The 26,161-nt window shown below is 66.5% G+C and carries 25 protein-coding genes; 8 read left to right on the top strand and 17 right to left on the bottom strand.

Going from position 1 to position 26,161, the window contains the following annotated elements:
• The 9 genes from pcaG to RBB39_RS14160 form a co-directional block, all read right to left on the bottom strand.
• Positions 1 to 589 (bottom strand): protocatechuate 3,4-dioxygenase subunit alpha (gene pcaG / locus RBB39_RS14200; RefSeq protein WP_306169159.1); only part of this gene is annotated, 589 nt, incomplete at its 3' end.
• 62 nt (positions 590 to 651) lie between these two features.
• Complete coding sequence (gene pcaH, locus RBB39_RS14195) at positions 652 to 1,389, bottom strand: protocatechuate 3,4-dioxygenase subunit beta (RefSeq protein ID WP_045991428.1); 738 nt, start codon at positions 1,387 to 1,389, stop codon at positions 652 to 654.
• 214 nt (positions 1,390 to 1,603) lie between these two features.
• The gene (gene pcaQ, locus RBB39_RS14190) at positions 1,604 to 2,602 is read right to left on the bottom strand and encodes a pca operon transcription factor PcaQ (RefSeq protein ID WP_239452503.1); all 999 of its coding nucleotides are present in this window, start codon (positions 2,600 to 2,602) and stop codon (positions 1,604 to 1,606) included.
• A 10-nt stretch (positions 2,603 to 2,612) separates the two neighbouring features.
• A complete protein-coding gene (locus RBB39_RS14185) occupies positions 2,613 to 3,050 on the bottom strand; it encodes a hypothetical protein (protein WP_045991427.1) in 438 nt (145 codons plus the stop codon).
• Positions 3,051 to 3,302: 252 nt separating this feature from the next.
• Positions 3,303 to 4,487, bottom strand: a complete 1,185-nt coding sequence (locus RBB39_RS14180) for an alpha/beta fold hydrolase (RefSeq protein ID WP_045991426.1) — start codon at positions 4,485 to 4,487, stop codon at positions 3,303 to 3,305.
• Between the two features lie 18 nt (positions 4,488 to 4,505).
• A complete protein-coding gene (pcaF, locus tag RBB39_RS14175; RefSeq protein ID WP_045991425.1) occupies positions 4,506 to 5,711 on the bottom strand; it encodes a 3-oxoadipyl-CoA thiolase in 1,206 nt (401 codons plus the stop codon).
• Between the two features lie 72 nt (positions 5,712 to 5,783).
• The gene (locus RBB39_RS14170; protein WP_342586425.1) at positions 5,784 to 6,551 is read right to left on the bottom strand and encodes a CoA-transferase subunit beta; all 768 of its coding nucleotides are present in this window, start codon (positions 6,549 to 6,551) and stop codon (positions 5,784 to 5,786) included.
• 8 nt (positions 6,552 to 6,559) lie between these two features.
• Entirely contained in the window at positions 6,560 to 7,381 is an 822-nt protein-coding gene (locus RBB39_RS14165; RefSeq protein ID WP_045991423.1) for a CoA transferase subunit A, read from the bottom strand.
• 183 nt (positions 7,382 to 7,564) lie between these two features.
• Complete coding sequence (locus tag RBB39_RS14160) at positions 7,565 to 8,953, bottom strand: adenylosuccinate lyase family protein (RefSeq protein WP_052704234.1); 1,389 nt, start codon at positions 8,951 to 8,953, stop codon at positions 7,565 to 7,567.
• 356 nt (positions 8,954 to 9,309) lie between these two features.
• Between RBB39_RS14160 and RBB39_RS14155 the strand changes: the two genes are divergently transcribed.
• The 3 genes from RBB39_RS14155 to RBB39_RS14145 all read left to right on the top strand — a co-directional run bounded on the left by RBB39_RS14155 (position 9,310) and on the right by RBB39_RS14145 (position 12,228).
• The gene (locus tag RBB39_RS14155) at positions 9,310 to 10,101 is read left to right on the top strand and encodes an IclR family transcriptional regulator C-terminal domain-containing protein (protein WP_108448464.1); all 792 of its coding nucleotides are present in this window, start codon (positions 9,310 to 9,312) and stop codon (positions 10,099 to 10,101) included.
• 68 nt (positions 10,102 to 10,169) lie between these two features.
• Positions 10,170 to 11,141 carry an AEC family transporter gene (locus RBB39_RS14150; RefSeq protein ID WP_045991421.1) on the top strand — a complete coding sequence of 324 codons (972 nt, stop codon included), beginning with the start codon at positions 10,170 to 10,172 and terminating at the stop codon, positions 11,139 to 11,141.
• Positions 11,142 to 11,304: 163 nt separating this feature from the next.
• On the top strand, positions 11,305 to 12,228 hold the full coding sequence (locus tag RBB39_RS14145) for a DMT family transporter (protein WP_052704236.1): 924 nt from the start codon (positions 11,305 to 11,307) through the stop codon (positions 12,226 to 12,228).
• Between the two features lie 7 nt (positions 12,229 to 12,235).
• Here RBB39_RS14145 and aroQ read toward each other — a convergent pair whose 3' ends face one another.
• From aroQ to dacB, 4 genes are all read right to left on the bottom strand, one after another.
• On the bottom strand, positions 12,236 to 12,676 hold the full coding sequence (aroQ, locus tag RBB39_RS14140; RefSeq protein ID WP_157032952.1) for a type II 3-dehydroquinate dehydratase: 441 nt from the start codon (positions 12,674 to 12,676) through the stop codon (positions 12,236 to 12,238).
• Positions 12,677 to 12,936: 260 nt separating this feature from the next.
• Positions 12,937 to 15,912, bottom strand: coding sequence for a bifunctional [glutamate--ammonia ligase]-adenylyl-L-tyrosine phosphorylase/[glutamate--ammonia-ligase] adenylyltransferase (glnE, locus tag RBB39_RS14135; protein ID WP_306169158.1), 2,976 nt, complete (start codon positions 15,910 to 15,912; stop codon positions 12,937 to 12,939).
• Between the two features lie 147 nt (positions 15,913 to 16,059).
• Positions 16,060 to 16,434 (bottom strand): diacylglycerol kinase, encoded by a 375-nt coding sequence (locus RBB39_RS14130; protein ID WP_045991417.1) that lies wholly within the window; start codon positions 16,432 to 16,434, stop codon positions 16,060 to 16,062.
• 37 nt (positions 16,435 to 16,471) lie between these two features.
• Positions 16,472 to 17,950, bottom strand: a complete 1,479-nt coding sequence (gene dacB / locus RBB39_RS14125) for a D-alanyl-D-alanine carboxypeptidase/D-alanyl-D-alanine-endopeptidase (protein WP_045991416.1) — start codon at positions 17,948 to 17,950, stop codon at positions 16,472 to 16,474.
• A gap of 316 nt (positions 17,951 to 18,266) precedes the next feature.
• Here dacB and RBB39_RS14120 point away from each other — a divergent pair, with 316 nt between their 5' ends.
• Positions 18,267 to 19,691 (top strand): mechanosensitive ion channel family protein, encoded by a 1,425-nt coding sequence (locus RBB39_RS14120; RefSeq protein WP_071211080.1) that lies wholly within the window; start codon positions 18,267 to 18,269, stop codon positions 19,689 to 19,691.
• Here the strand turns inward: RBB39_RS14120 and RBB39_RS14115 are convergent.
• Entirely contained in the window at positions 19,685 to 20,116 is a 432-nt protein-coding gene (locus tag RBB39_RS14115; protein ID WP_083970209.1) for a multidrug efflux SMR transporter, read from the bottom strand. The two genes, RBB39_RS14120 and RBB39_RS14115, sit on opposite strands and share 7 nt — an antisense overlap.
• Entirely contained in the window at positions 20,011 to 20,427 is a 417-nt protein-coding gene (locus RBB39_RS14110; RefSeq protein ID WP_052704233.1) for a PACE efflux transporter, read from the bottom strand. The genes RBB39_RS14115 and RBB39_RS14110 overlap by 106 nt, the downstream gene beginning before the upstream one ends.
• 99 nt (positions 20,428 to 20,526) lie before the next feature.
• Between RBB39_RS14110 and RBB39_RS14105 the strand changes: the two genes are divergently transcribed.
• On the top strand, positions 20,527 to 21,447 hold the full coding sequence (locus RBB39_RS14105) for a LysR family transcriptional regulator (protein ID WP_239452502.1): 921 nt from the start codon (positions 20,527 to 20,529) through the stop codon (positions 21,445 to 21,447).
• 59 nt (positions 21,448 to 21,506) lie between these two features.
• On the opposite strand, the gene RBB39_RS14100 is transcribed toward RBB39_RS14105, so the two are convergent.
• Positions 21,507 to 22,196, bottom strand: coding sequence for a tRNA (guanosine(46)-N(7))-methyltransferase TrmB (locus tag RBB39_RS14100; RefSeq protein ID WP_045991412.1), 690 nt, complete (start codon positions 22,194 to 22,196; stop codon positions 21,507 to 21,509).
• 543 nt (positions 22,197 to 22,739) lie between these two features.
• Between RBB39_RS14100 and RBB39_RS14095 the strand changes: the two genes are divergently transcribed.
• The 3 genes from RBB39_RS14095 to RBB39_RS14085 all read left to right on the top strand — a co-directional run bounded on the left by RBB39_RS14095 (position 22,740) and on the right by RBB39_RS14085 (position 25,586).
• Positions 22,740 to 24,671, top strand: coding sequence for a beta-ketoacyl synthase (locus RBB39_RS14095; RefSeq protein ID WP_213230080.1), 1,932 nt, complete (start codon positions 22,740 to 22,742; stop codon positions 24,669 to 24,671).
• On the top strand, positions 24,671 to 25,150 hold the full coding sequence (coaD, locus tag RBB39_RS14090) for a pantetheine-phosphate adenylyltransferase (protein WP_045991410.1): 480 nt from the start codon (positions 24,671 to 24,673) through the stop codon (positions 25,148 to 25,150). Before RBB39_RS14095 ends, coaD begins: the two co-directional genes overlap by 1 nt.
• A gap of 187 nt (positions 25,151 to 25,337) precedes the next feature.
• Positions 25,338 to 25,586, top strand: coding sequence for a YfhL family 4Fe-4S dicluster ferredoxin (locus tag RBB39_RS14085; RefSeq protein WP_045991409.1), 249 nt, complete (start codon positions 25,338 to 25,340; stop codon positions 25,584 to 25,586).
• 137 nt (positions 25,587 to 25,723) lie between these two features.
• Here the strand turns inward: RBB39_RS14085 and RBB39_RS14080 are convergent, their stop codons facing one another.
• Positions 25,724 to 26,161, bottom strand: coding sequence for a TadE/TadG family type IV pilus assembly protein (locus tag RBB39_RS14080; protein WP_124804980.1), 438 nt, complete (start codon positions 26,159 to 26,161; stop codon positions 25,724 to 25,726).

The following is a 26,161-nucleotide window of genomic DNA, read 5'->3' as shown; positions in this document are numbered from 1 at the left end:
GACGATAGCGTGGCAGGCCCCCCTCCCCGCCCTCTTCACGCCGGGCGATCAGCGTCTGGCGCCGGGCCGGCGACTCGATCGCACCCAACACCGGGCAGCCGGCATTGGCTTTGTGCTCGTCATCGAAGTAGAGCCGGGTCTGCAGATGCAGGTTCACGCCCCGGGCGAAGATCGTCAGGTTGATGTGCGGGGCCATGGTGCGACCGTCGGGCCGAGCGATGGCGCCGGGCTTGACGGTGACAAAGCGCCACTCGCTGTTGCCCTCGGCGGTGGTCGCGGTACGCCCGAAGCTGTTGAACGGCGCCTTGAGGTCGAACGCCGTCTGATAGTCACCATTGGCGTCGGCCTGCCAGGCCTCCAGCAGGGCGTCGCGGACCAGGTCGCCGTTGCCGTCGATGACCCGTCCTGCCACCTCGATACGCTCGCCTTCGGCGTTATCCTTGGCCAGTTCGTTCCAGATCTCCTCGTCGCGCTCGGGCAGGCCGGCGACGGCCAGCGCCAGGCCGATGTGCACGTAGGGGCCGGCGGTCTGGGACGCGGTCTCGCGCAGCATCAGGTTCGCGGTGGGGGTAAGGTTTGGCTGTTGCATGAGGTCTCCTCGCTGCCGTGAGCCGACTCGGGCACCACGACACCTGTTGTTCCTGTTCTTGTTCACTGATTCTCGAAATAGGTCTGCAGTTCGCCACGCACCACCAGGTCGAAGCGGTAGGCCAAGGCGTCCATGGGGCGCGAGCGGGCCATGTCGAGTCGACCGATCATGGTGCCCACGGCCTCCTCGTCCTTCAGGGTCTGGACGATGGGGCAGATCGGAATCAGCGGGTCCCCCTCGAAGTACATCTGGGTGATCAACCGGGTGGAGATGGCCGGGCCCATGACGCTCACATGAATGTGCGCCGGGCGCCAGGTGTTGATGCCATTGGGCCAGGGATAGGGACCGGGTTTGATGGTGCGGAAGTGGTACCAGCCATCATCGTCGGTGAGACAGCGCCCGACGCCGCCGAAGTTGGGGTCCAGCGGGGCCAGATAGCTGTCCTTCTTGTGGCGATAGCGGCCACCGGCATTGGCCTGCCACATCTCCACCAGAGTCTGCGGCACCGGCTTGCCGAACTGGTCGACGACCCGGCCGAACATGATCACCCGCTCCCCCACCGGCAGACCGGGGCTATCGGCATCGCGGAAGTTCAACAGCAGATCGTTGTCATGGGGGCCCATGCGCAGGCGGCTAAACTCGGGGCCGGTGAGTTCGGACACGCTGGGGGTCTGCAGGCTGACCAGCGCCTGGGAGGGCGAGCGCGGCACCGAGGTCTTGTAGCCGGGGGTGTAGGCGGCGGGGTGCCACTGGCGATCCCGCTCGACGAAGCGACGATTGAGGTTCCGATTGAGGGTCATGGGGGAAGAGGTCCTGGCGTGATTGTTGGTTGTTCACACGCGCCTCGAGACACGAGGCGATGACAGCAGTGTGACCAGCCAAGCCCGGGGAGCCAATTGAGACCTTGGCCGGTCGTCATAACCCAGGGGTTATGATGACCGGATCGCGGGGCGTCGGATCGCAGGAACGAGTACGTACTGGCCTGCTGCTTCGCCCCCGGATATTTCGGCGCCGCTACTGGGGTCTTGCCGCGGCGGCCTGGCGCAGCGACTCGGCGAAGCCTTCCAGCGCCAGGCTGGGGCTCAAAGAGGTGTTGGTACACAGCCCTACCGAGCCACCCTGGTGCTCGAAGGTCAGTGCCAGCTCGACCAGCTGGCCGCTCTCCAGGTCCTCGGCCACCGCCTCGAAGGGCGCGACCCAGATGGCATCGGTGTCCAGTGTGAAGCGCCGGCTGACCGGCAGCGACAAGGTCTCCAGACAGGGCGCAGGCAAACTGATGGCGTGACGCACACAGAAGCTGTCGACCCGCTGACGCAAGGTGGTCTGAGGAGGAGGCACGGCCCAGGGGTAGTCGCTCAGGATCTCGGGAGGACAGGGCGAGACGGTGGCCAGCGGATGCCCCTGGCGCACTACCAGCCGCAGCGATTCGTAGTAGAGATGTTCGAAGGCCAGGTCACGAATCTCGCGGGCTTCGGTCATACGCCCCACCACCACGTCGAGCTCACCCAGCGCCAGCCGCGACAGCAGAAAGGCGCTGGCGCCGGTGGTCACGGTGACGCTGGTCTCCTGGCCCAGCGGCGAGGCCTGGAAGTGCTGAATCGCCGCCGGCAGCAGCCGCGATTCCACCGTCGACAGCGCCCCGACCCTGAGCCAACGCTGCCCACCATGGCCGTCGGCCAGCGCCACCACGCCCTCTTCCAGGGCGCGCAGCGCAGGCCCCGCGTGGCGCAACAGGGTGAGTCCCGCCTGGGTCAGACTGACGCCCTGGGCGCTACGCTCGAACAGGCTGGCGCCAACGATCTCCTCGAGTTCACGGATGGCCTTGGAGATGCCCGGCTGGGTGATCGCCAGGGCGTCGGCGGCACGGGCGAAGCTACGGCTGCGCGACACCTCGAGGAAGGCATTGAGATGGCGCAGCTTGATACGATGATTGAGCATGGTGGCCTGCGATCTGGCGACGTGACGGGTGTCCAGCGTGGCGCCGTGGCGTGGTACCTCGTCAGCCTCCACCACGCCGACAGCGCTAGCGACAGGCTGCCAGCACGCGCTCGATGGGCTCGTCGGCGCCACTCAGCGGGAAGCGTGAGGGACGGGTATCCTGGGGAGTGACCACCGCCACGTTGCCGCCTTGCAGGGTCTTGGTCAAACCGAGGGGAGACGGGGCGAACCACACGCCGTCGTGGGGGGAGTGGCGTGACTCCAGGCGATACCCGATGCCGTCCACCAGCACCTCCAGCGGCTTGCGCCGATCGGCGCCCATCTGGGAGGCATAACCGGCCACCGATACCATGGGCACACCGTTCCAACACACCAGTGCCAGAGAATGACCGCTGCCATCATCGACTCGCGCCGCCGGGGCGTCGCCGAACATCTGGTGGGCCTGGGTGTAGCGCCACTCTGCCGACGCCGTATTCGCCATCAGGGTGCCGAGCAGTATCGCCACAAACGTCTTGAACCACATCAATAGTTGACCTCTTGCTGCCGAAACGGGCATGCATCGGGCACTCCCTGCCTGACGGAATCCTCTCCTTCTCCTTTTGCCAAGTCTAGCAACTGACCGAGGATTCACGAATGGAGCAGCAGGGATGGCCCTGCCATCTATGGCATGGCAAGTCACCAACGGCCAGGAAGCCTTACTGCCTGCCTGGAGGATTCTGTGCTCCGTGAGTCAGCTATTTACCACTCTTTTACCCCAGGCGGCAAACCATGTCCCTCATGCCGATGATTCGCCGCTTCCCCAGCCCAGCTCCTTGGCCAGGGCAAAGGCATGATTGGCCGCCGGCACGCCGGCATAGATGGCCACGTGCATCAGCACCTGACGCAGCTCCGCCTCGCTGAGGCCGATACGTTGGGCGGTCTTCAGGTGCAGGGTCAGCTCCTCGCGCCCCAGGGCGGCGAGAATGCCGGTGGTGATCATGCTGCGCTCGCGTCGCGTCAGGTCGTCGTTGGACCACAGCTCGCCCCAGGCCAGCCGTGTGATCATCTGCTGAAACGAAGTGTCCAGGCTGTTGGCATTGTGGGTGGAGCGGGCCACGTGCTCCTCGCCCAGCACCTGCTTGCGGGTCGCAAGGCCAGTGGAATAGTCGACGCCCTCCGCGCCCACGTCTCCCAGGTCCACCGCCATCACCGCCAGCAGCTTCTCGGCGAATCGGCTTGGCGCCTCTACCGAAGGCACGTGACCGACGCCCTCGAGCACCTCGAGCGGGGCGCCGTCGCACTCGGCCGCCAGGGCCTCCAGGGTGGCCGGTGGCGTCGCCAGGTCCTCGCTGCCACCGAACAGCTGCACCTTGACGCCCTTGCCGGAGAGCTTGCCGGTGAAGGTATCTCGCCCCAGCATTTCGCAGAGCAGCGCGTAGGACTCGTCGTCACCGCGCCCCATCTGGGTGCACCAGCCCGCCTTTAGGGCCGGCTCGGCGTCGAAGCAGGCGGCAGCGAACCAGCGCGGCACGATCTCGCCGGACATCGCCGCCAGGCCCTCGCGCCGCACACGCTCGGCCCTGGTGGTCCATAGCTCGCTGGTGCCGATCACCGCTCCGGTGTTGGTCAGGGCGGCGGAGAGCAGGCGCTCGCCGTGCTCGCTGATCAGCTGCTGCCCCACCACGCCACCGATGGAGGTGCCGACGAAGTGGAAGCGGCCGGCGCCGGCGTGGTCGGCCAGGGCGATGGCTTCCTTCGCCAGTTCGGCCGGAGTGATTGGCCCGTCGCCCCAGGCCTGGCTGGCGCCGTGACCGGGCAGGTCCCAGGTCAACACCCGGTAGCGTGGCAGCAGCGCCGGCAGGACGTCGTCCCACACCGCCTGGCTCATGCCCAGCGGATGCGCCAGCACCACCAGAGGGTTGGCCTCGGCGCCGAGCAGGCGATACGCGACACTGCGTCCTTCGATATTCAGAAATGCCATGACCTCTCTCCTGTTCCTCTATACCCGTTCGATCAGGGTGGCGATGCCCTGGCCCACGCCCACACACATGGTGCACAAGGCGTAGCGTTTGCCGCTCCTGTTGAGCTCGTGGGCGGCGGTCATCAACAGGCGCGCCCCGGACATGCCGAGCGGATGGCCCAGGGCGATGGCCCCGCCGTTGGGGTTGACCCGGGGGTCATCGTCGGCGACGCCGAGGTCGCGCAGACAGGCCAGGGCCTGGGCGGCGAAGGCTTCGTTGAGCTCGATCACGTCGATCTCGTCGATCGTAACGCCGCTGCGCTCGAGCAGCCGGCGCACCGCCGGGACCGGGCCATAGCCCATGATGCGCGGCTCCACCCCGCCGGTGGCCATGCCGACGATACGCGCCATCGGCACCAGGCCATGGCGCTCCACCGCCGCCTGGCTTGCGACCAGCATGGCACAGGCGCCGTCGTTGACCCCGGAGGCGTTGCCGGCGGTGACACTGCCATTGTCCTTGAAGGGGGTCGGCAGGGCGGCCAGCTTCTCCAGGGTGGTGCCGGCGCGAGGATGCTCGTCGATGTCGAACACCAGCGGCTCCTGCTTGCGCCGGGGGATCTCGATGGGGGTGATTTCCTCGGCGAAGCGACCTTCCTGCTGGGCCTGGGCAGCCTTTTGCTGGGAGCGCACGGCAAAGGCGTCCTGATCGGCGCGGGAGATGTCGAACTGTTCGGCCACGTTCTCGGCGGTCTCGGGCATCGAGTGGGTATCGTGAAGCTTCTTCATCAGCGGGTTGACGAAGCGCCAGCCGATGGTGGTGTCCTCGATCTGCTGCCCCCGTGAAAAGGCGCCTTCCGCCTTGCCCATGACGTAAGGCGCCCGGGACATCGACTCCACCCCGCCGGCCAGGGCCAGATCCATCTCGCCGGCCTTGATCGCGCGCATGGCGGTGCCTACCGCATCCATGCCGGAACCGCACAGACGATTCATGGTAGTACCGGGCACCGAGGTCGGCAGGCCCGCCAGCAGCGCCGACATGCGCGCCACGTTGCGGTTGTCCTCGCCGGCCTGGTTGGCACAGCCCATGAAGACCTCTTCGATGGCGCCGGGATCAAGCTCTGGCGCCTGGGCCAGCACCGCCTTGAAGATGTCGGCGGCCAGGTCGTCGGGACGCACGCTTGCCAGGGTGCCACCGAAGCGCCCGATGGCGCTGCGACGGGGATGACAGAGAAAGACGTCGGTCATGTCGGACTCCTTGGTCACCCCGCGCACTGGCGCGGGGTGTGTCGGGGAAGGGGGAAGATGCGGGAGGGCGGTTTACTGGCCGCTGTGGGCACGATCGGTGCGCGCCTTCAGCTCACGCAGCACCTCGAGCTCATGGGCACTGGGGACCGGCGTGGTCTCGAGTTCAGCGGCGAAACGAATGTCCCAGCCGGTGGCCTCCTGGACCTGCTCGCGCGTCACGCCGGGATGCAGCGAGACCACCGTCAGTTCACGATCCTCGGGGTCCGGCTTCATCACGCACAGGTCACTGATCACGCGAGTCGGCCCCTTGCCGATATTGGGTACACCGTCGCGTCCCTTGCCGTCGCGGCCGAAGCCCAGGGTGGTGATGAAATCGACGTCACGCACGAAGGCCCGCGGCGAGTGCTTCAGGGTGATGAACACTTCACCAGCGTTGGTAGCGATCTCCGGCGCCCCGCCGCCACCGGGCAAGCGTACCTTGGGTGCGGTGTAGTCGCCGATCAGGGTGGTGTTGAGGTTGGCGTAGCGATCGATCTGGGCGGTGCCCAGAAAGCCCACACTGACCTTGCCGCCCTGCAGCCAGTAGCGAAACATCTCCGGCACCGACACCGTGGTCAGCGCCGACTCGCACAGCTCGCCATCGCCGATCGAGAGCGGCAACACGTCCGGCCTGGTCTGCAGGGTGCCGGATTCGTAGATCAGCACCACCTCGGGGGCATGGGTAAGCCGCGCCAGGTTGGCGGCCTCGGACGGCAGGCCGATACCGACGAAACAGGTCATGCCGTTTTCCAGCGCCCGGGCGGCGGTGACCGTCATCATCTCGCCGGCGCTGTAGTCGATTGCGGTGCTCATCGGGCGTCCTCCGCGGTGTTCATGATGTTGTCGTCGATCCAGCGGGTGAAGGCGTCACGGTCGCGGGCGATGGCGTCCCACTCCTTGTAGAAGCGGTTGTCACGCGGGTAGTAGCCGTGGGCGTAGGACGGCAGCGAGCCCTTTTCGGCCACGGCGATGGCGTCGATGGCCCAGCCTGGGATCACGCAGGCGTTGGGGTGGGTGTCCAGGTCATCGACGATCTCCTCGACGGTGACGATGGCGCGGCTGGCTGCCAGCACCGCTTCCTTCTGCACCCCGATGATGCCCTCGACCAGCACATTGCCGGCACGGTCGGCCTTCTGGGCGTGAACGATGGAGACGTCCGGGCGCACCGAGGGCACCGCCGCCAGGCGCTCGCCGGTGAAGGGGCACTCGATGAACTTGATCTGGTCATTGACGTTGGGCAGCTCGCTGCCGACGTAGCCGCGCAGCACCGCCAGCGGCAATCCGGCGGCGCCGGCCTCGAAGGCGCAGGCCATGGCGGCGTGGCTGTGCTCGAGAATCTCGACCTTGTGGGGCCAGCCCTTTTCCACCGCATCACGCAGGCGATGGAGCGAGCCGACGCCAGGGTTGCCCCCCCAGGAAAAGATCACCTTCTTCACGCAGCCGGCACCGATCAACTGGTCGTAGACCAGGTCCGGGGTCATCCGAATCAGGGTGAGGTCGCGCCTACGCTGGCGAATGACCTCATGCCCGGCGGCGAAAGGAATCAGGTGGGTAAAGCCTTCCATGGCGACGGTGGCGCCGTCATGGACGTAGCGCCTTACCGCTTCGTCAAGACTCAGGATCTCGGCCATGTGGGTTGCCTCTGTTAACGATGAACCAATGCGGTGGACAGAACAGCCTTGTTCGCTATGTGAACGTAGGTTTGTTATACGAACAAGTTACTGCTGATCGTCAGGGCCGTCAAACGCAAAAAGGGCGGGAACGGCATACGCCGCTCCCGCCCCTTCTCGTTCTTCTACCGATCAATCAACGTGTTAGCGTTGCTCCAGCCACTCCCTGGCCTTGCTGACCTGTTGTCGACTGCTACCAATGTATAACGCCGGATCGGTGGCGGCCTTGAGCTGCTCGACACTGATATCGGGGGGCTGCCGCGGAGCCTCACTGCTCTGCTCTGCGGTGGATGGCTCGCCCGCCTCCGCCTTCAGCACCTCGTGCAAGACCTCGTGATAAGGACGCCCCTGGCGGCGCGCGGTCTCGGCAGCCTCGGCCGCCAGCGCCTTGGCCCTGTCGCTGCCGAGGTGGGGTGTCAGCAGGCGCGCCACCGGCTCGGCCATGATCGCGCCGCCGGTCAACGCCAGGTTGGCGGCCATGCGCTCAGGATGTACTTCGAGTCCTTCCAGCAGGGTTGCCGCCTGCTCCAGCGCCCCTTCCACCAGCAGCACCGATTCGCTGAGCGGTGCCCACTCGGCGTGCCACTCGCCGAGGCCCCGTTCCAGCGGCTGGGCCACGGCACCGATGATCACCGTGGTGTGGCCGTGCACCCGACGCGACGCGCCGCGAATCAGGGCGCAGCGTACCGGATTGCGCTTGTGCGGCATCGACGACGATTCGCCCATGCCAGGGGCGCTCGGCTCGCTGACTTCGCCAACCTCTGTCTGCGTCAGCAGGGCGACGTCCAGCGCCAGGCTCTCCAGCGCCCCGGCGACGGCGTCCAGGGCGGTCTGCAAGGCATGGATCGGCTGGCGGTCGGTATGCCAGGGCAGTACCGGGCAGGACAGGCCAAGCTCCTCGGCCAAGGCCTGCATCAGCTCGAGCCCCTGTTCCCCCCAGCCCGAGTGCACCCCCACTGCACCGCCGAACTGCACCGGCAGTCCTTCGGCGGCGATATCCCCAAGCCGGCATCGCGCGCGCTCGAGCCCGATGCCCCACTGGGCCGCCTTGACCCCAAAGGTCATCGGCAGCGCTTGCTGCATCAGGGTACGGCCGACCATGGGCGTCTGCTCGTGGTCACGCATCAGCGCGAGAACCGCGTTGCGACAGCGCTCGAGCAGGCCATCCAGGCTCGCCAGGCGCGGCGTCAGCAGGTGCATCAGCGCCGAATCCACCACATCCTGGCTGGTCGCCCCCTGGTGCCAGCACGCCTTGAGCTCGTCCGGCAACGCCGCTCGCCCGGCCTTGACGAAGGGGATCGCCGCGTTGCCGCCGCTGGCGATACCCCGGGCGATGGCCGCGGTGTCAAAGTCATGATGCTCAAGCGCCGCCGCCATGCGCCCGGCGCTGCCCGCTGGCAGTGCGCCGACACCTTCCTGGACGCGAGCCAGGGCGAGTTCGAAGGCCAGCATCGAGGCCACCAGGTCATCGTCGCGACAGGCTTCCAGGGCACTCTGGCTCATGAATGGATGGCTCAGCAGGGCGTCGGACATGGCAAGGTTCCTCTTCTTCTGGGGAGCGAATGGGGCGTATCGACCGGGGCGAGTTCAAGGGGATAGCAGCAAGGAGGCAACGACAAGGACACGCGATGGCGACAGCGTGGCCGCTCCACCAATAGTCGCACAGGTGTTCGCACCTCGAACAAGCATGCTAGATTATCGACAACACGGGAGCAAACCGTCGCCCACAGAAGACGAATGTCTTCTTGCTGCCATGACATCGGGGGCCGTATCCGGTCGCTGCCCTGCTATCATCGTCGCTCGGGCTGTACAACGCTCTCACGTCGTGGCGCTCGATCACTGCAACACTAGATCTTAGTGACACTCGAATCTGAAAAAAGGACACCTCGATGGATACGGCACCGGCCGACGCCGCCCTGAGCCCGGATGACCGCGACTTCGTCACTGCCCTCGCCAGCGGCCTCGACGTCATTCTGGCCTTCGACGAGGCCCACCCTCGGATGACCTTGAGTGAGGTGGCGACGCGCACCGGCATGAACCGTGCCCGCGCCAGACGCTTTCTGCTGACGCTGCATGCCCTGGGCTATGTGCGCAAGGACCATCGCCACTTCGAGCTGGCGCCGCGGGTGCTCAAGCTCGGCTACGCCTTCCTGTCCGCCAACAATTATCAGCACCTGATCCAGCAGGTGCTCGAGGACATCACCACCGAAAGCGGCGAATCCTCTTCTCTTGGCGTACTCGACGGCGATGAGGTCACCTATGTGGCGCGCTCGGCGTCGCGCCAGCGGCTGATGGCCATCACCCTGTCGGTGGGCACGCGGCTGCCCGCCGCCTACACCTCGATGGGGCGCATGCTGCTGGCACAGAAGACCGACGACGAACTGGATGCCTTTATCGAGCGCACCACCCTCGAGCGCTTCACCGACAAGACGATCACCGACAAGGCTGAGCTCAAGCGCGCCATCCTCCAGGCTCGCCAGCAGGGCTATGCCATCGTCGATCAGGAGCTGGATTCTGGGCTGCGTTCGTTGGCAGTACCCGCCTTCGACGCCAACGGCGAGCTGATCGGTGCGATCAATATCAGCACCAACGCCGCCAGAATCGACCACGACACCTTGCTTGAGCGCTACCTGCCGCTGCTCCAGGGCAAGGCTCGCCAGATTCGCGCCAACGTGAGCTGATCGTCTTTGTCTGAGCGCACAGGGGACAGGCGCACATGGGGAAGTATGACAATGGCAGGGAGGCCTGAATGCTAGCGATACTCTCCATCACCACACCGATCTTTCTGCTGATCGGCGTCGGCTTTCTGGCCCGGCGCTGGAACCTGGTATCGCCGGTTCAGCTCTCCGGTGTCGCCAACTTCGTGCTGTACGCCGCGCTGCCGGCACTGATCCTCGGCGCCCTGACCCGCAACTCGCTTGGCGAGGTGATCAGCCTGCCGCTGCTAGCAGCCTACGCCCTGGGCTCCGTGGCCACCTTCGTCGCCTGCCTGTGGCTGCCGCGCAATCGCCAAAAGAAGTCCCCCACCGAGCGGGCCATCCAGGCCCTTGGCATGTCCGCCTCCAACAGCGGCTTTGTCGCCTACCCGATCGCTGCCCTGGCGCTGGGTCAGGCGGCGGCGGGTATCATCATGGTCCACACCATGATGGTCGAAATCCTGCTGGTGATTCCCGGCGCCCTGGTACTGGCCGAGGTCGGTCAGCAGCGCGACACCCGCGCCGGTGATGCCCTGCGCCAGACCCTGACCAGGCTTGTCCGCAACCCGATCCTGATCTCGCTGAGCCTGGGGCTGGCACTGGCGGCACTGGGAATACGCCTGCCGGCGACGCTGGATCGCACCATCGAGCTGCTGGCCGGCGCCGCCGGGCCCGCTGCGCTGTTCGTCATCGGCGGCACCCTGTACGGCCTCAAGATCCGCGGCATGGTCAAGGACATGGGCCAGATCATGCTCGGCAAGCTGGTACTCCACCCGCTGCTGGTGCTGGGCATGCTGCTGGCCTTCCAGACCGTCCTGGCGCCCTTGCCCCCCCTGATCTTCGCCGGCGCCATGATCTTCGCCGCCTGCCCGATGATCAGCATCTACCCGCTGATCGCCCAGCGCTTCGGCATGGAGGGCGTGGGTGCCGCCGCCCTGATGGCAAGCACGCTATCGAGCTTCGTGACCCTTAGCGTCGTCCTGTGGGCGCTGTCACACACCGGTCTGATGCCGCTGCTTGGCTGAACCTCCCGCGGTGCCGACGAGTGACTGAGGCCTGATGCCCAACCCTGGCTGACTCGCTGGCGACCGACTGCTGGCTCACGTACCATGAAAGGCATCATTTAGCTTGCTACTTTTTTGTCGGCGCAGAATGTCGCCGTCCCGCTTCGACCGCCAACGGCCCGCCATGTCCACACCTTCATCGACACCAGACGCTACGCCCCTGACGCCGCCACAGGCCCTCAACCGCGACCGGCCGATGAAGGGCATTGCCTTCATGCTGGCGGCGGGGCTCTTGTTCTGCATGCTCGACACCGGGGTCAAGACCCTGGCCCAGGACTATTCGCCGGTGCAGGTGGTATGGGCGCGCTACGTTGGCCATATGCTGGTGCTGACCGGCTACCTGGTCTACCTGGGACGTGGGCCGGGCATGGCCATGCTGAAGACGTCATCCCTGGGCGGCCAGTTCGTTCGTGGCCTGCTGCTGCTGGGGGCCAGCACCTTCGCCTACCTGGCCTTTCGCACCCTGCCGATCCTGCAGGTCTACGTCATCAACTTCAGCTCGCCGCTGCTGGTGACCCTGCTGGCGATTCCGCTGCTCAAGGAGCGGGTCGGCTGGCGCCAGTGGCTGGCGATCCTGGTGGGCTTCGGTGGGGTGGTGATCTGCGTGGGCCCGGTGGACTGGCGCGCCAACCCGGCCATTCTTCTGCCGTTCGGCCTGACCGCCTGTTTCGCGCTCTACCAGCTGTCTACCCGACGCTTCGGGCGCGAGGACCATCCCCTCACTTCGCTGTTCTACGCGGGCCTTGCCGGCGCGCTGGTCAGCTCGGCCGTGGTCCCGGCCTTCTGGACCCCGGTGGCACTGGGGGATCTGCCGCTGTTCGTCTTTGTCGGCCTGATGGGTGCGGCTAGTCAGCTCACGCTGATCCTGGCCATGCGCTACGCGCCGGCCTCGCTGGTCTCGCCCTTTCTGTACCTGCAGATCGTCTGGGCGGCGCTGTTCGGCTTCATCTTCTTCGGCGACGTGCCACGCCCGGAGACCTGGATCGGCGCGGCGCTGATCAGCGCCGCCGGAATCACCCTGGCGCTGACTCGGGGGCGCGATCGCTGAACCTGCGTCAGCCCTTTTTGATCACTGCGTCCAGGGCGGCGTGGTAGCCCTGACTGCCGAGCCCGGCGATGACGCCATCGGCACGCAGCGAGACGTAGGAGTGGTGGCGGAAGCTCTCGCGCTTGTGCACGTTGGACAGGTGCACCTCGATCACCGTGCCGTCGAAGGCGTTCAGGGCATCGAGGATCGCCACCGAGGTGTGGGTATAGGCCGCAGGGTTGATGATGATGGCGACGGTGCCATCGAGACGTGCGGCATGGATGGCGTCGATCAGCTCACCTTCGTGATTGCTCTGGCGACTGGCGAGCTCCCAGCCTTCAAGCACGGCGTGCTCGCGCAGCGCGTTGTCGATATCGGCCAGGGTCTCGTGGCCGTAGATCTCGGGCTCTCGGGTACCCAGCAGATTGAGGTTGGGGCCGTGCAGGACCAGTACCTTGCCACTCATCAAGGATTCTCCTTCAACAGTTCACGCCGTGGGGGGCAAAAAGAGAGACGGCCTGCTCGTTGGCGGCACGCTTTCGCTCATCCTCACAGAACTGCTTGAAGGCGTCCACGCCCAGGACCACGAACCGACTGGCGCGAACAGGCAGCGAGGTGCGACGCTTGAATCCACGGTCATGTCGCTTCACCAGGTGTTTGCCCTGTTGCCCTGGCGTGCCTCGCCCTCTTGCAGTGTGCCACTCGAGCGGGGCTGGACCCCGCCGTCATTCACCCCTGTTCAGGCTCCAGCCAGGCTTTCCAGGCGTCGATGATGGCCCGGCGGTGGTCCTTGAACGCCTCGACGTCGCCCCGGGCGCTTTCCCGCGTCAGGGCGGCGCGGTGGTTGGCGCTGCGCGCGGCCAGGTAGGCGTCGCGCAGCGCCTGGGCCTCGTCGGCCTCGAGATGGTCGGTCTCCTCCAGGGTCTCGAGGATGCGCATGTTGTCGCTGAAGCGCATCAGCTCCGGTGTCTGGTGAGACAGCGCCAGCACCGCGTACTGGCACAGGAACTCGATGTCGACCATGCCGCCGGGGTCGTGCTTGAGGTCGAAGGTATCGGCGGAGCCCTTCGAGCCCAGGTGATCGCGCATCTTGTGGCGCATCTTGACCACCTCCTCGCGCAGCGCCTCGCGATCGCGCTCGCGGCCGAGGATCTCCCGGCGCACCTCTTCGAAGCCTTCGGCCAGGGCCGCGTCGCCGGCCACCACCCGGGAGCGCACCAGCGCCTGGTGCTCCCAGGTCCAGGCCTGCTCGCGCTGGTACTCGGCGAAGGCCTTGAGCGGGCTGACCAGCAGACCGGAGTTGCCCGAGGGGCGCAGCCGCATGTCGACCTCGTAGAGCGAACCGGCCGGCGTCACCGCCGACAACAGGTGGATGATGCGCTGGCCCAGCCGGGTGAAGAACACGGTGTTGTCGATGACCCGCTTGCCATCGGTCTCTCCCTGGGAGGCGCAATCGTGCAGGAACACCAGGTCGAGATCCGAGCCGTAGCCGAGCTCGATGCCGCCAAGCTTGCCGTAACCGACGATCAGAAACTCCGGTGCTTTACCGGCACGCTCGCCGTCCTTGCCCAGCGGATAGCCGTGCTTGCGGGTCAGGGTCTTCCAGGCCATGGCCAGCACGGCGTCGAGGATCACTTCGGCGATGTAGGTGAGGTAGTCGCTGACCTTCATCAGATGGCGGGTGCCGGCGATGTCCGAGGCCGCCACGTGCAGCACCTGGGCGTGCTTGAACACCCGCAGTGCCTCGAGCTGGGCTTCCTCGTCGTCCTCGGGAATCCGTGCCAGGGTCTGGCGCAGCTCGTCGGCCAGGCGTTCCTTGTCCGCCGGGGTGTAGAGGGTATCCGGGGTCAGCAGCTCGTCGAGCAGGATCGGGTAGCGGGCGATCTGTTCGGCGATCCAGGGACTTGCACCGCACAGCTTCATCAGGTGGCCCAGGGCATCGGGGTTCTCGCGCAACAGCGCCAGGTAGGCAGTACGCCTGAGCACCGCCTCGATCAGCGGCAGCACCCGCTCAAGCGCCGCATCCGGCGCCTCGCTCTCGGCCACCGCGTCCAGCAGCAGCGGCATCAGTGCATCGAGGCGCTCGTAGCCTACCCGTTGCATGGCCTGAACCTGGCGTGACCCGGCCAGTCCCTTGATTCGCTTGAGTGCGGTGGCGGCATCGTCGAAGCCGGCGTCCTGCAGTGTCGCCTGGGCCTCGTCGTCGTCCGGCTCGCCGCGCCATAGCTGGCGCCAGGTATCGAGACTGGCGCCCTCGTCGACGCCGTCTTCCTCGACCTCGTCCTCGGGGTCGCTGATGACCGCGTCGAAGTGCTTGCGCACCCGCCCACGCACCTCATCCAGACGCGCCATCAGCGCCGGCCAGCCCTGGGCGCCCATCGCCAGCGCCACCCGCTCGCGGTCGAGGTCGTCGTCGGGCAGCGCCTGGGTCTGGCGGTCCTCGAGGGCCTGGATGGCGTGCTCCAGGTCGCGCAGAAAGGCGTAGTCCGGCAGCAGTTCGTCGATCACTTCCTGGGGCAGCAGGCCCAACTCCGGCAGCCGCTGCATGGCGGTCTTCAGCGAGGTCACCTGCAATTCCGTATCGCGCCCACCGCGAATCAACTGAAACGCCTGGACGATGAACTCCACCTCGCGGATGCCGCCGGGCCCCAGCTTGATATTGCCCTGCATGCCCTTGCGCCGGACCTCGCGATTGATCATCGCCTTGAGCTCGCGCAGCGACTCGATGGCGCCGAAGTCCAGGTACTTGCGGTAGACGAAGGGACGGATGCTCGACAACAGCTCATAGCCGGCGTCGATGTCGCCGGCCACCGGGCGCGCCTTGAGCATGGCGTAGCGCTCCCACTCGCGGCCCTGATCCTGGTAGTAGCCCGCCAGTGAAGAAAAGCTGCCAACCAGGGGCCCACCGTCACCCAGCGGGCGCAGGCGCATGTCGACGCGAAAGACGAAGCCGTCGGCGGTCACCGGGTCCAGCGCCGAGATCAGCTTCTGACCGAGCTTGGTGAAGTACTCGACGTGGTCCAGCGACTTGCGCCCACCCTGGGTCTCGCCCTTCTCGGGGTAGGCGAAGATCAGATCGATGTCGGACGACAGGTTCAGCTCGCCGGCGCCCAGCTTGCCCATGCCGAGCACCACCAGGCGCTGTTCGCTGCCGTCCTCGCGCGGGGCCGGACGCCCCCAGCGGGCCTCGACAAAGCGCTCGAGCCAGCCAAGCGCCCCTTCCAGGCAGACCTCGGCCAGGCGCGACACCGCGGCACCGGTGGCCCAGGCGTCGACGCCCTCGGGACGGTTGATGTCGCGCCACACGATGGCCAGCATGCGCGCGGCACGAAAGCGCCGAATCGCCGCCTGCATGGCGGCTTCGTCCTCGGCGGCCTCGAGGCCCTCGTCGAGCAGCTGCCTGAGCGCCTCGGGCGTCAAAGCACGATCCAGCTCACCGCTGGAGTCCAGGCAACCCAGCCACTGGGGATGGCGACACAGGGTCTCGCAGGCGAACTCGGAGATCGCCAGCACTCGGGCGAGTTCGACCCGACGATGGGGCTCCAATGCCTGATAAAGTTCGCCGGGGGGCTCATTGCCGCTCATTTCGGCGACGTTGTCTGCCTGTTCGAGCCGCGAGGCAAGGCGCTCCCAGGCGGCATCCAGGGCACCGACAAGGGCGGTGGGGATGTCGTCTCGGGGCAAGAAATCCTGGCTCAGCTGCATGGCGGCTCTCCTTGTTCACTCGTCGCCCCCGTGCGCAGATCACGGCGGGCCTGGGCCTGTGCTCCTCCCCTGAGCATACTCAAGCCCGGGCGTGTGAGCACGGTCCCTTGGGCCATCAGGCAAGCCCGGTCGTGTGAGCACGCCTGCTTATGCCATCAGGAACTTCTCCACGGCCAGCAGCCCCCAGGTCAGCCCCGCCATCGCCAGCGACAGCATCACCGCCGCCGAGCCGATGTCCTTGGCCCGACCGGACAGCACATGGCGCTCGGGGCCGATGCGATCGACCACGCTCTCGATGGCACTGTTGAGCAGTTCCACGATCAGCACCATGAAGCAGCTACCGACCAGCAGGATCCACTCCACCGGGGTGTCACCGATCCACCAGGCCAGCGGTACCAGCACCAGGCACAGCGCGAGCTCCTGACGGAAGGCAGATTCGTGACGAAAGGCGGCCCGCAGGCCCTTGAGCGAGTAACGCGTCGAGTGAATCAGGTGGCGCCAGCCGGTGTGTCCGGGCTTCATGAGGGTTCCTCGTGGCGAAAGGGGCGCTCCCGGCCCCTCAGTGGTTGGCAATCATGCGGTCGAGATCCAGGGATACCAGGTCAAGCACCCTGGCCCAGCTGATGTAAGGGGTGTTGGCGGTGCCGTTGACCAGCACGGTGAAAACGCCGAAGCGGTGGCTGGCGGTACGGAAGTAGCCGGTTACCGCGCGTACCGCCACCGGCTGATTGAGGGTGCCGGTCTTGAGCGTCACGTGGCTCTGGAAGGTCGGCGAACCGCGCCGGATAAAGCGCATGGGGCCGTTGGTCGGGGCCTGCAGGCCGGCGTTGAACACCGGGAACAGGTCCGCCCGCCCGAACATGTACTCGAGCAGGGCGTTGCCGCCCTGGGCCGAGATCTTGTTGCCGGTGGTCAGGCCGCTGCCGCTTTCCAGGGTCACCTCGCCGTGGCCGGGCACCCGGGCGACGAAGGCCTCCAGCGCCGCACCGGCCTGATCGAGTTCGACCCGCGGCCCCTCCACCAGATCCAGCGCCAGCACATCGGCCATGTAGTTGTTGGAGTAGTTGAGCATGCGCAGCAGGATCTCCTGCAGCGGCTTGCCGTCCACCGCTGCCAGGCGACGGGCGCCGCCGGGGGGCGCCTCGCTGCTGGTGGCCACACCGCCTTCGACGAGGATGCCGGAGCGCGCCAGCATGGCGTTGAGGGTCGCCGCCGTCTGGGCCGCCGGGTCGGCGCTGGCACGGTAGACCTCGCGCGGCAGGGCGTTGGACGAAATCTGGCCGCTGACCGTCAGGGTCTCGCCTTCGGCGCCATTGACCCGGGTCGCCTGCAGGCTGGTGCCGGCGTTGGCGCCCTGGGTGGTGACCCTGTTGTTGACCGCGAACAGCGGCGCCTGGCTGTTGCAGCCGGTGATACGCGCCGGGCCGCCGACGGCACCAGGCGCCACCTGCACGCACCAGCTACCGTAGTTGACCCCGGCCGAGGTCAGCAGCGCGCTGTAGGCGTTGTCGGAGCGCTCGCGGGCGGTGCAGCGATCGATGGTCCGGCAGGTCACCGGGCCGAAGCGCCATTGACTGACCACCAGCCGTCCGGTCACCCGGCGCACCCCGGCCTGGTGCAGACGCTGGGCCAGGCGCCACAGGTCCTCGCTGGTCAGGCTGGGATCGCCTCCCCCCACCATAACCAGATCGCCGGCCAGGGTACCGTCGCTTCCCGGGCGCGCGGTGCTGACAAGCTCGGTGGTGAAACGATGCTGCGGGCCCCAGGCATCCAGCGCCGCTGCCGCGGTGTAGACCTTGGTCACCGAGGCCGGGGTAAGCTGGCGCTCCGGGGTCAGGCTGCCGAGGGTCTCGCCAGGCGCGTCACCGGTGCCGAGCAGACGTGCCTCGGCACTGATCAGAAAGCCCTGCTTGGATAATTCGGCCAGATTGCCGAAGCCGGCGGCCTGCGCCGAGGCGGCGGACAACAGCGTGAGGCACAACGCCACCAGGGCGGAAACGAGGAGAACGGGCCAGGCGAATGGCGAGCGAGGCGACATGAAGACTTCCCTGCGATGAACGGGCGTTGCGCCCATGCGGCGCAACGAGGGCCGAGTCTACCGCCTGGCGTCCAAGGATTCGACTATAGCTTGATGACATGACCACGCACGCTCTCTACGCCACCGGGCCGGCGGCGGATCGGTGACGATTCTCACAATCCTCGGAGAACCACCCGCCTAATTCGACCGACGTCACCCGACGCACGACCGCGCGTATCGACGAGCAGAAACAGCGCCAGCCAAGCACAGCCTGCAGTGGCTAAGCCAGGAAAATACCAGCATGCTGAGAAGCGACTTGCATTCGTGGAGAAAGGCCATGCGCGGGATCCTGTACGTACTGATCCTTGGCACCATGCTTGGCAACGTCGTACTCGACAGCAGCGCACGTGCCCAGGAGGCGCCGAGCGTCGAGGGCACCCAGACGATCGCGGTCTCCGAGCGCACCGAGGATGCCGATATCGAACGTCGATTGACCGGCATTCTGGCCTCGGCCGGCTGGTATCGTAGTCTCGCCGTCGAGGTCAAGGAAGGCATCGTCTACCTGGACGGTGCGACGGCCTCGGGGAACCACCGCGACTGGGCCGGTTCCCTGGCCGCCAAGACCGAGGGCGTTGTCGCCGTCGTCAATCGCATCGAGGTGCAGCCCGAATTCACGCTGTCGCTGACGCCGGTCATCGACGAACTTGGGCGCTTTGGCCGCGAGGCGCTGACCTATGTACCGCTGGCCTTGCTGGCGTTGCTGGTGCTGCCGCTGGCCTGGCTGCTTGCACGCCTGGTCTCGGCGCTGGCCAGGCGTCTGTTGCGCAAGCGTGTCGCCTCGCCCTTTCTACGCCAGGTGCTGGCCCGTGCCATCGCCCTTCCTGTGTTGCTGCTCGGCATCTATCTCATCCTGCAGGTCGCCGGGTTGACCGGCCTGGCGTTTTCCGTGGTCGGCGGCGCCGGCATGATCGGCATTGTCGTATCCTTTGCCTTTCGCGACATCGCCGAGAACTTCCTGGCCACGCTGATCATGTCGATACGCCAGCCCTTTCGTCGCGGCGACTGGATCACCGTCGCAGAGCACAGCGGGATCGTGCAAAGCATGAACGCCCGCTCGACGGTGCTGCTGTCTGCCGAGGGCAATCATATTCAGATTCCCAATGCCACGATCTTCAAGACGATCGTCATCAACTACTCCACCTCACCAGGCCTCAGGACCAGCGTCGATATCGGCATCGGCTACGATGACTCTGTCACCCATGCCCAGACGCTGATCCATCAGGTTCTGACCGCGCACGAAGCGATCATCGCGCACCCCGAACCCATGGTACTGGTCGATGCCCTTGGCGCATCCACGGTCAATCTCAAGGCCTACTTCTGGTTTGACGGCCAGACCATCGCCGGCGTCAAGCTGCGCTCGGCAGTACTGCGCCAGATCAAGAACACCTTGACCGAAGCCGGTATCTCGATGCCGGACGAGGCCCGGGAAATCATCTTTCCCCAGGGGGTACCCGTCGTTTCCCCATCAGAAGTCTCCGCCGTCGAGCCGCCTCAGGGAGTCGCGACACCGTCCACGACAGCACCGAGCAACGTCGTCCCGGCCAGTGACAGTGCCGACGTCACCAGTGCCGAAGGCGGCCTCGAGACCGAACGCCGGGCCATCGAGCAGTCCATCGGCACTACGACGCCGCCGGAAGGCCGCACCGACCTGCTGGGCGGCAACGACTCAACCCGGTCACACGACGAACCACCCCATCAGTGAGAGGACACCGAGGAAAACAGCTGAATGACAGCGACACCTCCCACGATCATGGCCAATCCGATCACCGCGGGAAGGTCTGGCTTCTCGCCGTAGACCACGATACCCACCAGGGTCACCAGCACGATGCCAAGCCCCGCCCAGAAGGCGTAGGCGATGCCTACCGGCACGCTGCGCAGCACCAGTGACAACAGATAGAAGGCCGCCAGGTAGCCGACCACCACCACCACGCTTGGCCACAGCCGGGTGAACTCGTTGGAGGCCTTGAGCGCTGAGGTGGCGATGACCTCGGCCACGATGGCGAGCGCCAGGTACAAGTAGCTCATCCGTTTGCTCCGTGGAGTCGACGTTCGACGATGCGGTCGAACAGGGAATTGAAGACCATGGCATAGACCAGAAAGAACAGCATGAAGCCGGCGTCGAGCCAGAATGCCTCGACCAGGCCGATCTCCATCCACCAGGCCACCGCCGGCAGGGTCATGATCAGAAGCCCGGTCTCGAAGCCCATGGCCTGGGCAAAACGCTGGGACAGGGTGCGCCGACGGGTCGGCAGCCAGCGATCGAACAGCCAGTTCCAGACCAGGTTCCAGAGCATGGCGGCGGTGGCCAGCCCCGCCGCCAGCACGCCCATCTCGCCCAGACCGTGGCCTGTCAGCACGCTGGCCAACGGGGTCACGATCACCAGCCCGCCGAGTTCAAACGACACCATATGGATCAGGCGTTCCTTGAGCGACCGCATTTGACTACCCCCGCCGACGGCGTGATGACTATCGATGGATCGCTATTCTAGTGACTTGGACGATGGTTGCCAGGTAGCTACTATCAGGTTTTACGATAGGTGAGACCCACCCCCATGCACTGGACCCTGGATCAGCTGCGCCTGTTCATTGCCTGCGCCGAGCGCGGCTCCTTCTCCGCCGCGGCACGCCACCTTGGCCGCGCCCAGTCGGCAGTGAGCACCGCCATCGCCCATCTCGAGCTCGATCTGGCCTGCGAGTTGTTCGACCGCAGTTCGCGCTCGCCAACCCTGACCCCGGCGGGTCAGGCGCTGCTGCCGGAAGCCAGGGCGGTACTGGCCCAGTGCGAGCGCCTGAATGCGCGAGCCGCGACCCTGTCCCAGGGCGAAGAGGCCCAGCTGGTGGTGGCGATCCACGAGGCGCTGGTCGAGATGCCGCCGGTGGATGCCACCCTGGAGGCACTGGCGCAACACTACCCGGCGCTGTCGCTGACCCTGCTCTACGGCGCCCAGGGCGACGTCGCCGACTGGGTCGAACAGGGCACCGCCCATCTCGGCATCCTGTTGAGCCAGGCCCACGCCGCCGGCCCGCTGGAGGGTCGGCGTATCGCCCACCTGCGCCAGCGCTGGGTGGCGGGTAGCGACCACCCCCTGGCCAGCGTCCACTCGGTGACCCGTAGCGAACTGGCCCATCATCGTCAGCTGATGATCGCCTCGCGCCAGCCAGATCGTCAGGCCGAACAACCGTTGAGCCCCCAGCACTGGCGACTCAACAGCTTCTACTCCATGGCCGAGTTGACCGCCCGCGGGCTTGGCTGGTCGCTGGTACCGGAGCACATCGCGCACTATCCACCCTTCCGGCGCCAACTGGTCGAGCTGACCGGACCGGGCCTCGGCGAGCCCCCCACCATCGAGGTGGAGACGGTGGCCCGCCGCGACGCCGCCCGTGGCCCCATCGCCAGCTGGCTCGCCCGTACCCTTGGCGAAAGCTTCCGCGCGCTGGAGCACAATTCGTCCCGATGAGCCGTTTGCCGTGATCACCCCCTGGTAGAGTGGCGGCCTGGGAGTCGGCGAGTGGCCGCTTACATGCCGGGCATCAGCCCCGGGCGATGGTCAAGGTTGACGACCAGGTGCCACAGCGGCTGGTGGTGCTCATGGTACTTGCGCTCGAAGTGGGTGAGCGGATCATCGCCGGGGTCGAAGGGCCCCAGCGGTGTGGTGACGCCGGTGGCCCGTGACACGGCGATGGCGAACTCCTCGATGTACAGACGCCAGTTGGAGCGCACCTCGAGACGTCCGCCCAGGCCGACGATGGCGGGAAATACCGGGTGCCCATGCCAGCGCAGCTTGAGCTGCACCGACTTGGGATAGGGGTTGGGGTACAGCAGGTAGTGGCGCTCGGGTCGCCAGCCTTCGGCCAGCGCAAGCCGCCAGAAGTCGACCAGGTCGGCGCGCACCAGCAGGGCGTTGTCCGGCAGCCGGCCGTGGTCCCGCGACAGTCGATCGGCGCTGCGATCGACGCCGATCACGCAGTGCTCGGGAAACCGCTCGGCCAGCTTGCGGGTCGACAGCCCGACCCCACAGCAGGCGTCGAGAATAAGCCCTCGCTCACCCTGAGCCCTGCGCCAGGTCTCGGCCTCGGCGAAGGCTTCACGGGTGTGCTCGGCCAGCGGCTTGCGCCAGACATGGGACAGACCGCGACTGACCCGACGCGGCAGGTCCTCGTGGGGACCGGTCTGGTTCGAGGTGACGATGCGGGGGGCGTCGGACATGGGCGATCTCGGGCAGTGGAAACGGCGAGGCGAAGACCTGGTCTTGCCCTGGCGTGCAGTGTATCAAGTGCCTCACGCGTAAGCAGGGGCTTACACCGCAGGACTCGTCCCGCCTTCACCATCCACGTTGTCGAGCGAGACCAGGCGCGAGCCCCGGCGCCAAGCCTTTCTCCCCCTTGGCTTCACCGAAACGCGCATGACTGAGGCAAGACCAAGTGCTAACATCGCTGGCCTGAATCCCTCTCCCATGGCAATATCGAACGGCGTTTTGCTTGGGGCGCACGCGGCATCGCGCGAGGCACGACTCCTCGCCGCCAGAATGGTGAGGTTCAGGCTCCTCTCGACCGACGCTTGCAGGCGATCGTCACGCTATCGCTGCAAGGCAACACGAGAGTCGAGCCGTCTTTACCTCGTTCACGGACAGCCAGGCTGTCCGGGTCTGTCGCAGCGCCCTTCAATGTCGTTTCTCCGCTCCGAGAGCGAGCCTTTCACCCGCTTCAATACGAGGACTCCGGCTTGTCACACTTACCGGTGATCGTGGGCATGGGCGGCGTCAACCCGGCCGGCCGTACCTCGGGCCACCAGGCCTTCCGTCGCACCGTGCTCGACGCCCTTCCCGAGGCCGAGCAGACCTCCACCCTGCTCGGCCTGGCGGCGATGATGCGCCTGGCGCACTGCGACGCCGACCAGCGCTGGCACAACGCCCAGGGGCAGGTGCTCGATGCCGCCCAGCTGGCGCTGGAGACCCGCGACCAGGTGCTCAGTCACACCCTGATTCGTCGCATCGAGGATCCCCGCTTCAATGACGAGGGGCTGCCCGCCAATCGCCGCGCCAACCTGGCGCTGGAATCGCCGTTGACCTTTCGCCTGCGCCGCAGGCAGCTACCGGACAACCTGCCGCCCACCTGGCAGGTGCGTGAGGTCGATCGCCATCATCTGGAAGTCACGGTACCCGCCGGCCAGATGGACGTGATGCTGCCGGAGACCCGCCAGGCCCAGGTCCGTGCCGCAGGCCAGTTGCCCAGCGGCTTCGACCCGAGTCAGCTCTACCGTAGCGTGCACCACCCGCGCGGGCTGTCCATGGCGGTATTCGCCGCCAGCGACTGCCTCGGTGACAGTGGACTCGACTGGGACTCGCTGCGCGACCGCCTGGACCCGGACGCCATCGCCGTCTATGCCGGCAACTCCATCGGTCAGCTCGACGACGAGGGCTGGGGAGGCCTGCTCAAGAGCTTCGTCTCGGGCAAGCGCGCCACCTCCAAGCAGATGCCGCTGGGCTACGGCCAGATGCCCGCTGACTTCCTCAATGCCTATGTGCTGGGTAGCGTCGGTGCCACCGGCGCCGCTCTGGGCGCCTGCGCCAGCTTCCTCTACAACCTGCGCCTGGGCATCGACGACATCAGAAGCGGCCGCCGCCGCATCGTCATGGTCGGCACCTCGGACGCCCCGATCACCCCCGAGATCATCGAGGGCTTTCGCACCATGGGGGCGCTGGCCGACGACGACAGCCTCAAGGCGCTGGATGCCCTGGAGCTTCTGACCGACGCCGACTACCAGCGCGCCAGCCGCCCCTTCGCCCGCAACTGCGGCTTTACCATGGGGGAGTCCAGCCAGTTCGTGATGCTGATGGACGACAGCCTGGCGCTGGAGGTGGGTGCCGATATCCTGGCCGCCGCACCGGAGGTGTTCGTCAACGCCGACGGCTGGAAGCGTTCGATCTCGGCCCCCGGCATCGGCAACTACGTGACCCTGGGCAAGGCCTGCTCGCTGATTCGCGACATGCTCGGCGAGACCAGCCTGCGAGAACGCAGCTATATCCACGCCCACGGTACCTCGACGCCGAAGAACCGCACCACCGAGTCCCATGTGTTCGACGCCGTGGCCAAGGCCCACGGCATCACCGACTGGCCGGTGGTGGCGATCAAGGCCTACCTTGGCCACTCCCAGGGCAGCGCCGCCGGCGACCAGCTCACCAACGCCCTGGGCAGCTTCGCCTACGGCCTGCTGCCGGGCATCTGTACCCTCGACCGGGTCGCCGACGACGTCCACGCCGAGCGCCTGCGACTGTTCAAGGACACCCAGGCGTTCAAGGCCGACGCCAGCCTGATCAACGCCAAGGGCTTTGGCGGCAACAACGCCACCGGGGTGCTGATCTCCCCCGAGGCCACCGAACGGCTGCTGGCCAAGCGCCACGGCGCCGATGCCATGGCCGCCTGGCGCGAGCGTCGCGAGGCGACCCGGGCCCAGGCCGCCGTCTACCACCAACAGGCCGATGCGGGACACTTCGCCGTGCGCTATCGTTTCGGTGAAGGCGTGCTGGAAGGCCCTGAGCTTGAGGTCGGTGCCGACAGCATCCACATCCCCGGCTACCAGCAGCCGGTGTCGCTGAGCGTGGACAATCCCTTCGGCCGGCTCGACGAAGCCGGCGACGAGCTGGACACGCCGTTCGCTGACGAGAGACAGGAGAAGAGGTGATGACCACCGCCATCTATCCTGGCACCTTCGATCCCATCACCAATGGCCACTATGACCTGATCGAGCGCGCCTCGCGGCTGTTCGGCAAGGTGGTGGTGGCCATCGCCTCGAGCCCTGGCAAGGGCCCGACGCTGGACCTGGACACCCGCCTGGCGCTGACCCGCGAGGTGGTTGCCTCCCTTGGCAACGTCGAGGTGGTGGGCTTTTCCGGCCTGATGACGGAGTTCATGAAAGAGCAGAACGCCCGGGTGCTGCTGAGAGGCCTGCGCGCCGTCTCCGACTTCGAGTACGAGCTGCAATTGGCCAACATGAACCGCGCCCAGATGCCGGACCTGGAGACCGTGTTCCTGACCCCGGAGGTGGAGAACTCCTACATTTCCTCCACCCTGGTGCGGGAGATCTCTCGGCTGGGCGGCGACATATCGAAGCATGTGCACCCCAAGGTCGCACAAACCCTGCGTAGCCATTACAATACTTGACCATCACACTGGGAATTGACCTCGGCGCGCTGCGATCAGGCCGTGGTCTTCCCGTTGATCCCGAACTCCAGGGTGGCTATCGGCCATGCCGAGCCCCCGTGCAGCCTGCCCGGCCCCCTCGCGACGGCGAGATTCCGGCGGCACGCTGCCTTGGCCCTGTGGCCACGACTCTGCGCGAGGACCCCCAATGTCACTGATGATCACCGACGAGTGCATCAACTGCGACGTCTGCGAACCGGAATGCCCCAATGGCGCCATTTCTCCCGGCGAGGAGATCTACGTCATCGACCCCAACCTGTGCACCGAATGCGTGGGCCACTATGACGAGCCCCAGTGCCAGCAGGTGTGTCCGGTGGACTGCATTCCGCTGGACCCGGAGCGGGTCGAGAGCCATGATCAGCTGATGGAGAAGTACCACATCATCACCGCTGCCTGAGTCCGGCAACGAGCCAAGTCTGCAGGACGACGCAAGCCACGACCCGCACACCACCTCTCGCAAGCCACGACCCGAAAATCTCAACGAGCCGCCCAGGGGCGGCTCGTGTCGTTTCAAGGCCAGGGGCGGCACCCCGGCTAGAGCTTGATCACCGCCCGCCCACTCAAGGCGTCGGGCAGATCGGGGACGCTGATGCCCGCCACGCTCAAGGTCTTTATCGAAAGCGAGCGCTCAAGACACACCGTGAGGGTGTCGTCCTCGATCGCCACCCTGGCACCTTCGATGCAGCCAGGGGTATCGTCGGCGAGCCAGCCCATGGCCTCGATGCTGTCCAGCACTCGCTGGGTGGCCTCGGCCAGCATATCCTCGTCGGCGAGCCAGGGGGCACTCGCCACCACCGCGGCAGACCTGGCCGCCTCGCTGGTCACCTGGGTCAACTGGTGCTGCTGCACCATGGCCACCGAATAGCTGACCAGGGCGTACAGCAACAGCAGGAAGATCGGCAGCACGATGGCAAACTCGATGGCCACTGCTCCGCCCTGGCGGCACGCTCGCGTGCCCTTGCCTCTATGCAT

It is taken from the genome of Halomonas sp. MMSF_3323 (genome assembly GCF_030733595.1).
Taxonomy (GTDB): Bacteria; Pseudomonadota; Gammaproteobacteria; order Pseudomonadales; family Halomonadaceae; genus Halomonas; species Halomonas litopenaei.
The sequence above is the reverse complement of the archived record's forward strand: the minus strand, read 5'-3'. Positions and strand labels throughout refer to the sequence as shown.

Excerpts from the sequence above, each read along its gene's own strand:
- RBB39_RS14145 (WP_052704236.1), top strand. The coding sequence starts at position 11,305 with ATGTCCACACCTTCATCGACACCAGACGCTACGCCCCTGACGCCGCCA.
- dacB (WP_045991416.1), bottom strand. The coding sequence starts at position 17,950 with ATGTCGCCTCGCTCGCCATTCGCCTGGCCCGTTCTCCTCGTTTCCGCC.
- pcaH (WP_045991428.1), bottom strand. The coding sequence starts at position 1,389 with ATGACCCTCAATCGGAACCTCAATCGTCGCTTCGTCGAGCGGGATCGC.
- RBB39_RS14085 (WP_045991409.1), top strand. The coding sequence starts at position 25,338 with ATGTCACTGATGATCACCGACGAGTGCATCAACTGCGACGTCTGCGAA.
- RBB39_RS14165 (WP_045991423.1), bottom strand. The coding sequence starts at position 7,381 with ATGGCCGAGATCCTGAGTCTTGACGAAGCGGTAAGGCGCTACGTCCAT.
- RBB39_RS14160 (WP_052704234.1), bottom strand. The coding sequence starts at position 8,953 with ATGTCCGACGCCCTGCTGAGCCATCCATTCATGAGCCAGAGTGCCCTG.
- glnE (WP_306169158.1), bottom strand. The coding sequence starts at position 15,912 with ATGCAGCTGAGCCAGGATTTCTTGCCCCGAGACGACATCCCCACCGCC.
- RBB39_RS14150 (WP_045991421.1), top strand. The coding sequence starts at position 10,170 with ATGCTAGCGATACTCTCCATCACCACACCGATCTTTCTGCTGATCGGC.
- coaD (WP_045991410.1), top strand. The coding sequence starts at position 24,671 with ATGACCACCGCCATCTATCCTGGCACCTTCGATCCCATCACCAATGGC.
- RBB39_RS14185 (WP_045991427.1), bottom strand. The coding sequence starts at position 3,050 with ATGTGGTTCAAGACGTTTGTGGCGATACTGCTCGGCACCCTGATGGCG.
- RBB39_RS14120 (WP_071211080.1), top strand. The coding sequence starts at position 18,267 with ATGCGCGGGATCCTGTACGTACTGATCCTTGGCACCATGCTTGGCAAC.
- RBB39_RS14155 (WP_108448464.1), top strand. The coding sequence starts at position 9,310 with ATGGATACGGCACCGGCCGACGCCGCCCTGAGCCCGGATGACCGCGAC.
- RBB39_RS14095 (WP_213230080.1), top strand. The coding sequence starts at position 22,740 with ATGGGCGGCGTCAACCCGGCCGGCCGTACCTCGGGCCACCAGGCCTTC.
- RBB39_RS14080 (WP_124804980.1), bottom strand. The coding sequence starts at position 26,161 with ATGCATAGAGGCAAGGGCACGCGAGCGTGCCGCCAGGGCGGAGCAGTG.
- RBB39_RS14100 (WP_045991412.1), bottom strand. The coding sequence starts at position 22,196 with ATGTCCGACGCCCCCCGCATCGTCACCTCGAACCAGACCGGTCCCCAC.
- RBB39_RS14180 (WP_045991426.1), bottom strand. The coding sequence starts at position 4,487 with ATGGCATTTCTGAATATCGAAGGACGCAGTGTCGCGTATCGCCTGCTC.
- RBB39_RS14110 (WP_052704233.1), bottom strand. The coding sequence starts at position 20,427 with ATGCGGTCGCTCAAGGAACGCCTGATCCATATGGTGTCGTTTGAACTC.
- pcaF (WP_045991425.1), bottom strand. The coding sequence starts at position 5,711 with ATGACCGACGTCTTTCTCTGTCATCCCCGTCGCAGCGCCATCGGGCGC.
- RBB39_RS14130 (WP_045991417.1), bottom strand. The coding sequence starts at position 16,434 with ATGAAGCCCGGACACACCGGCTGGCGCCACCTGATTCACTCGACGCGT.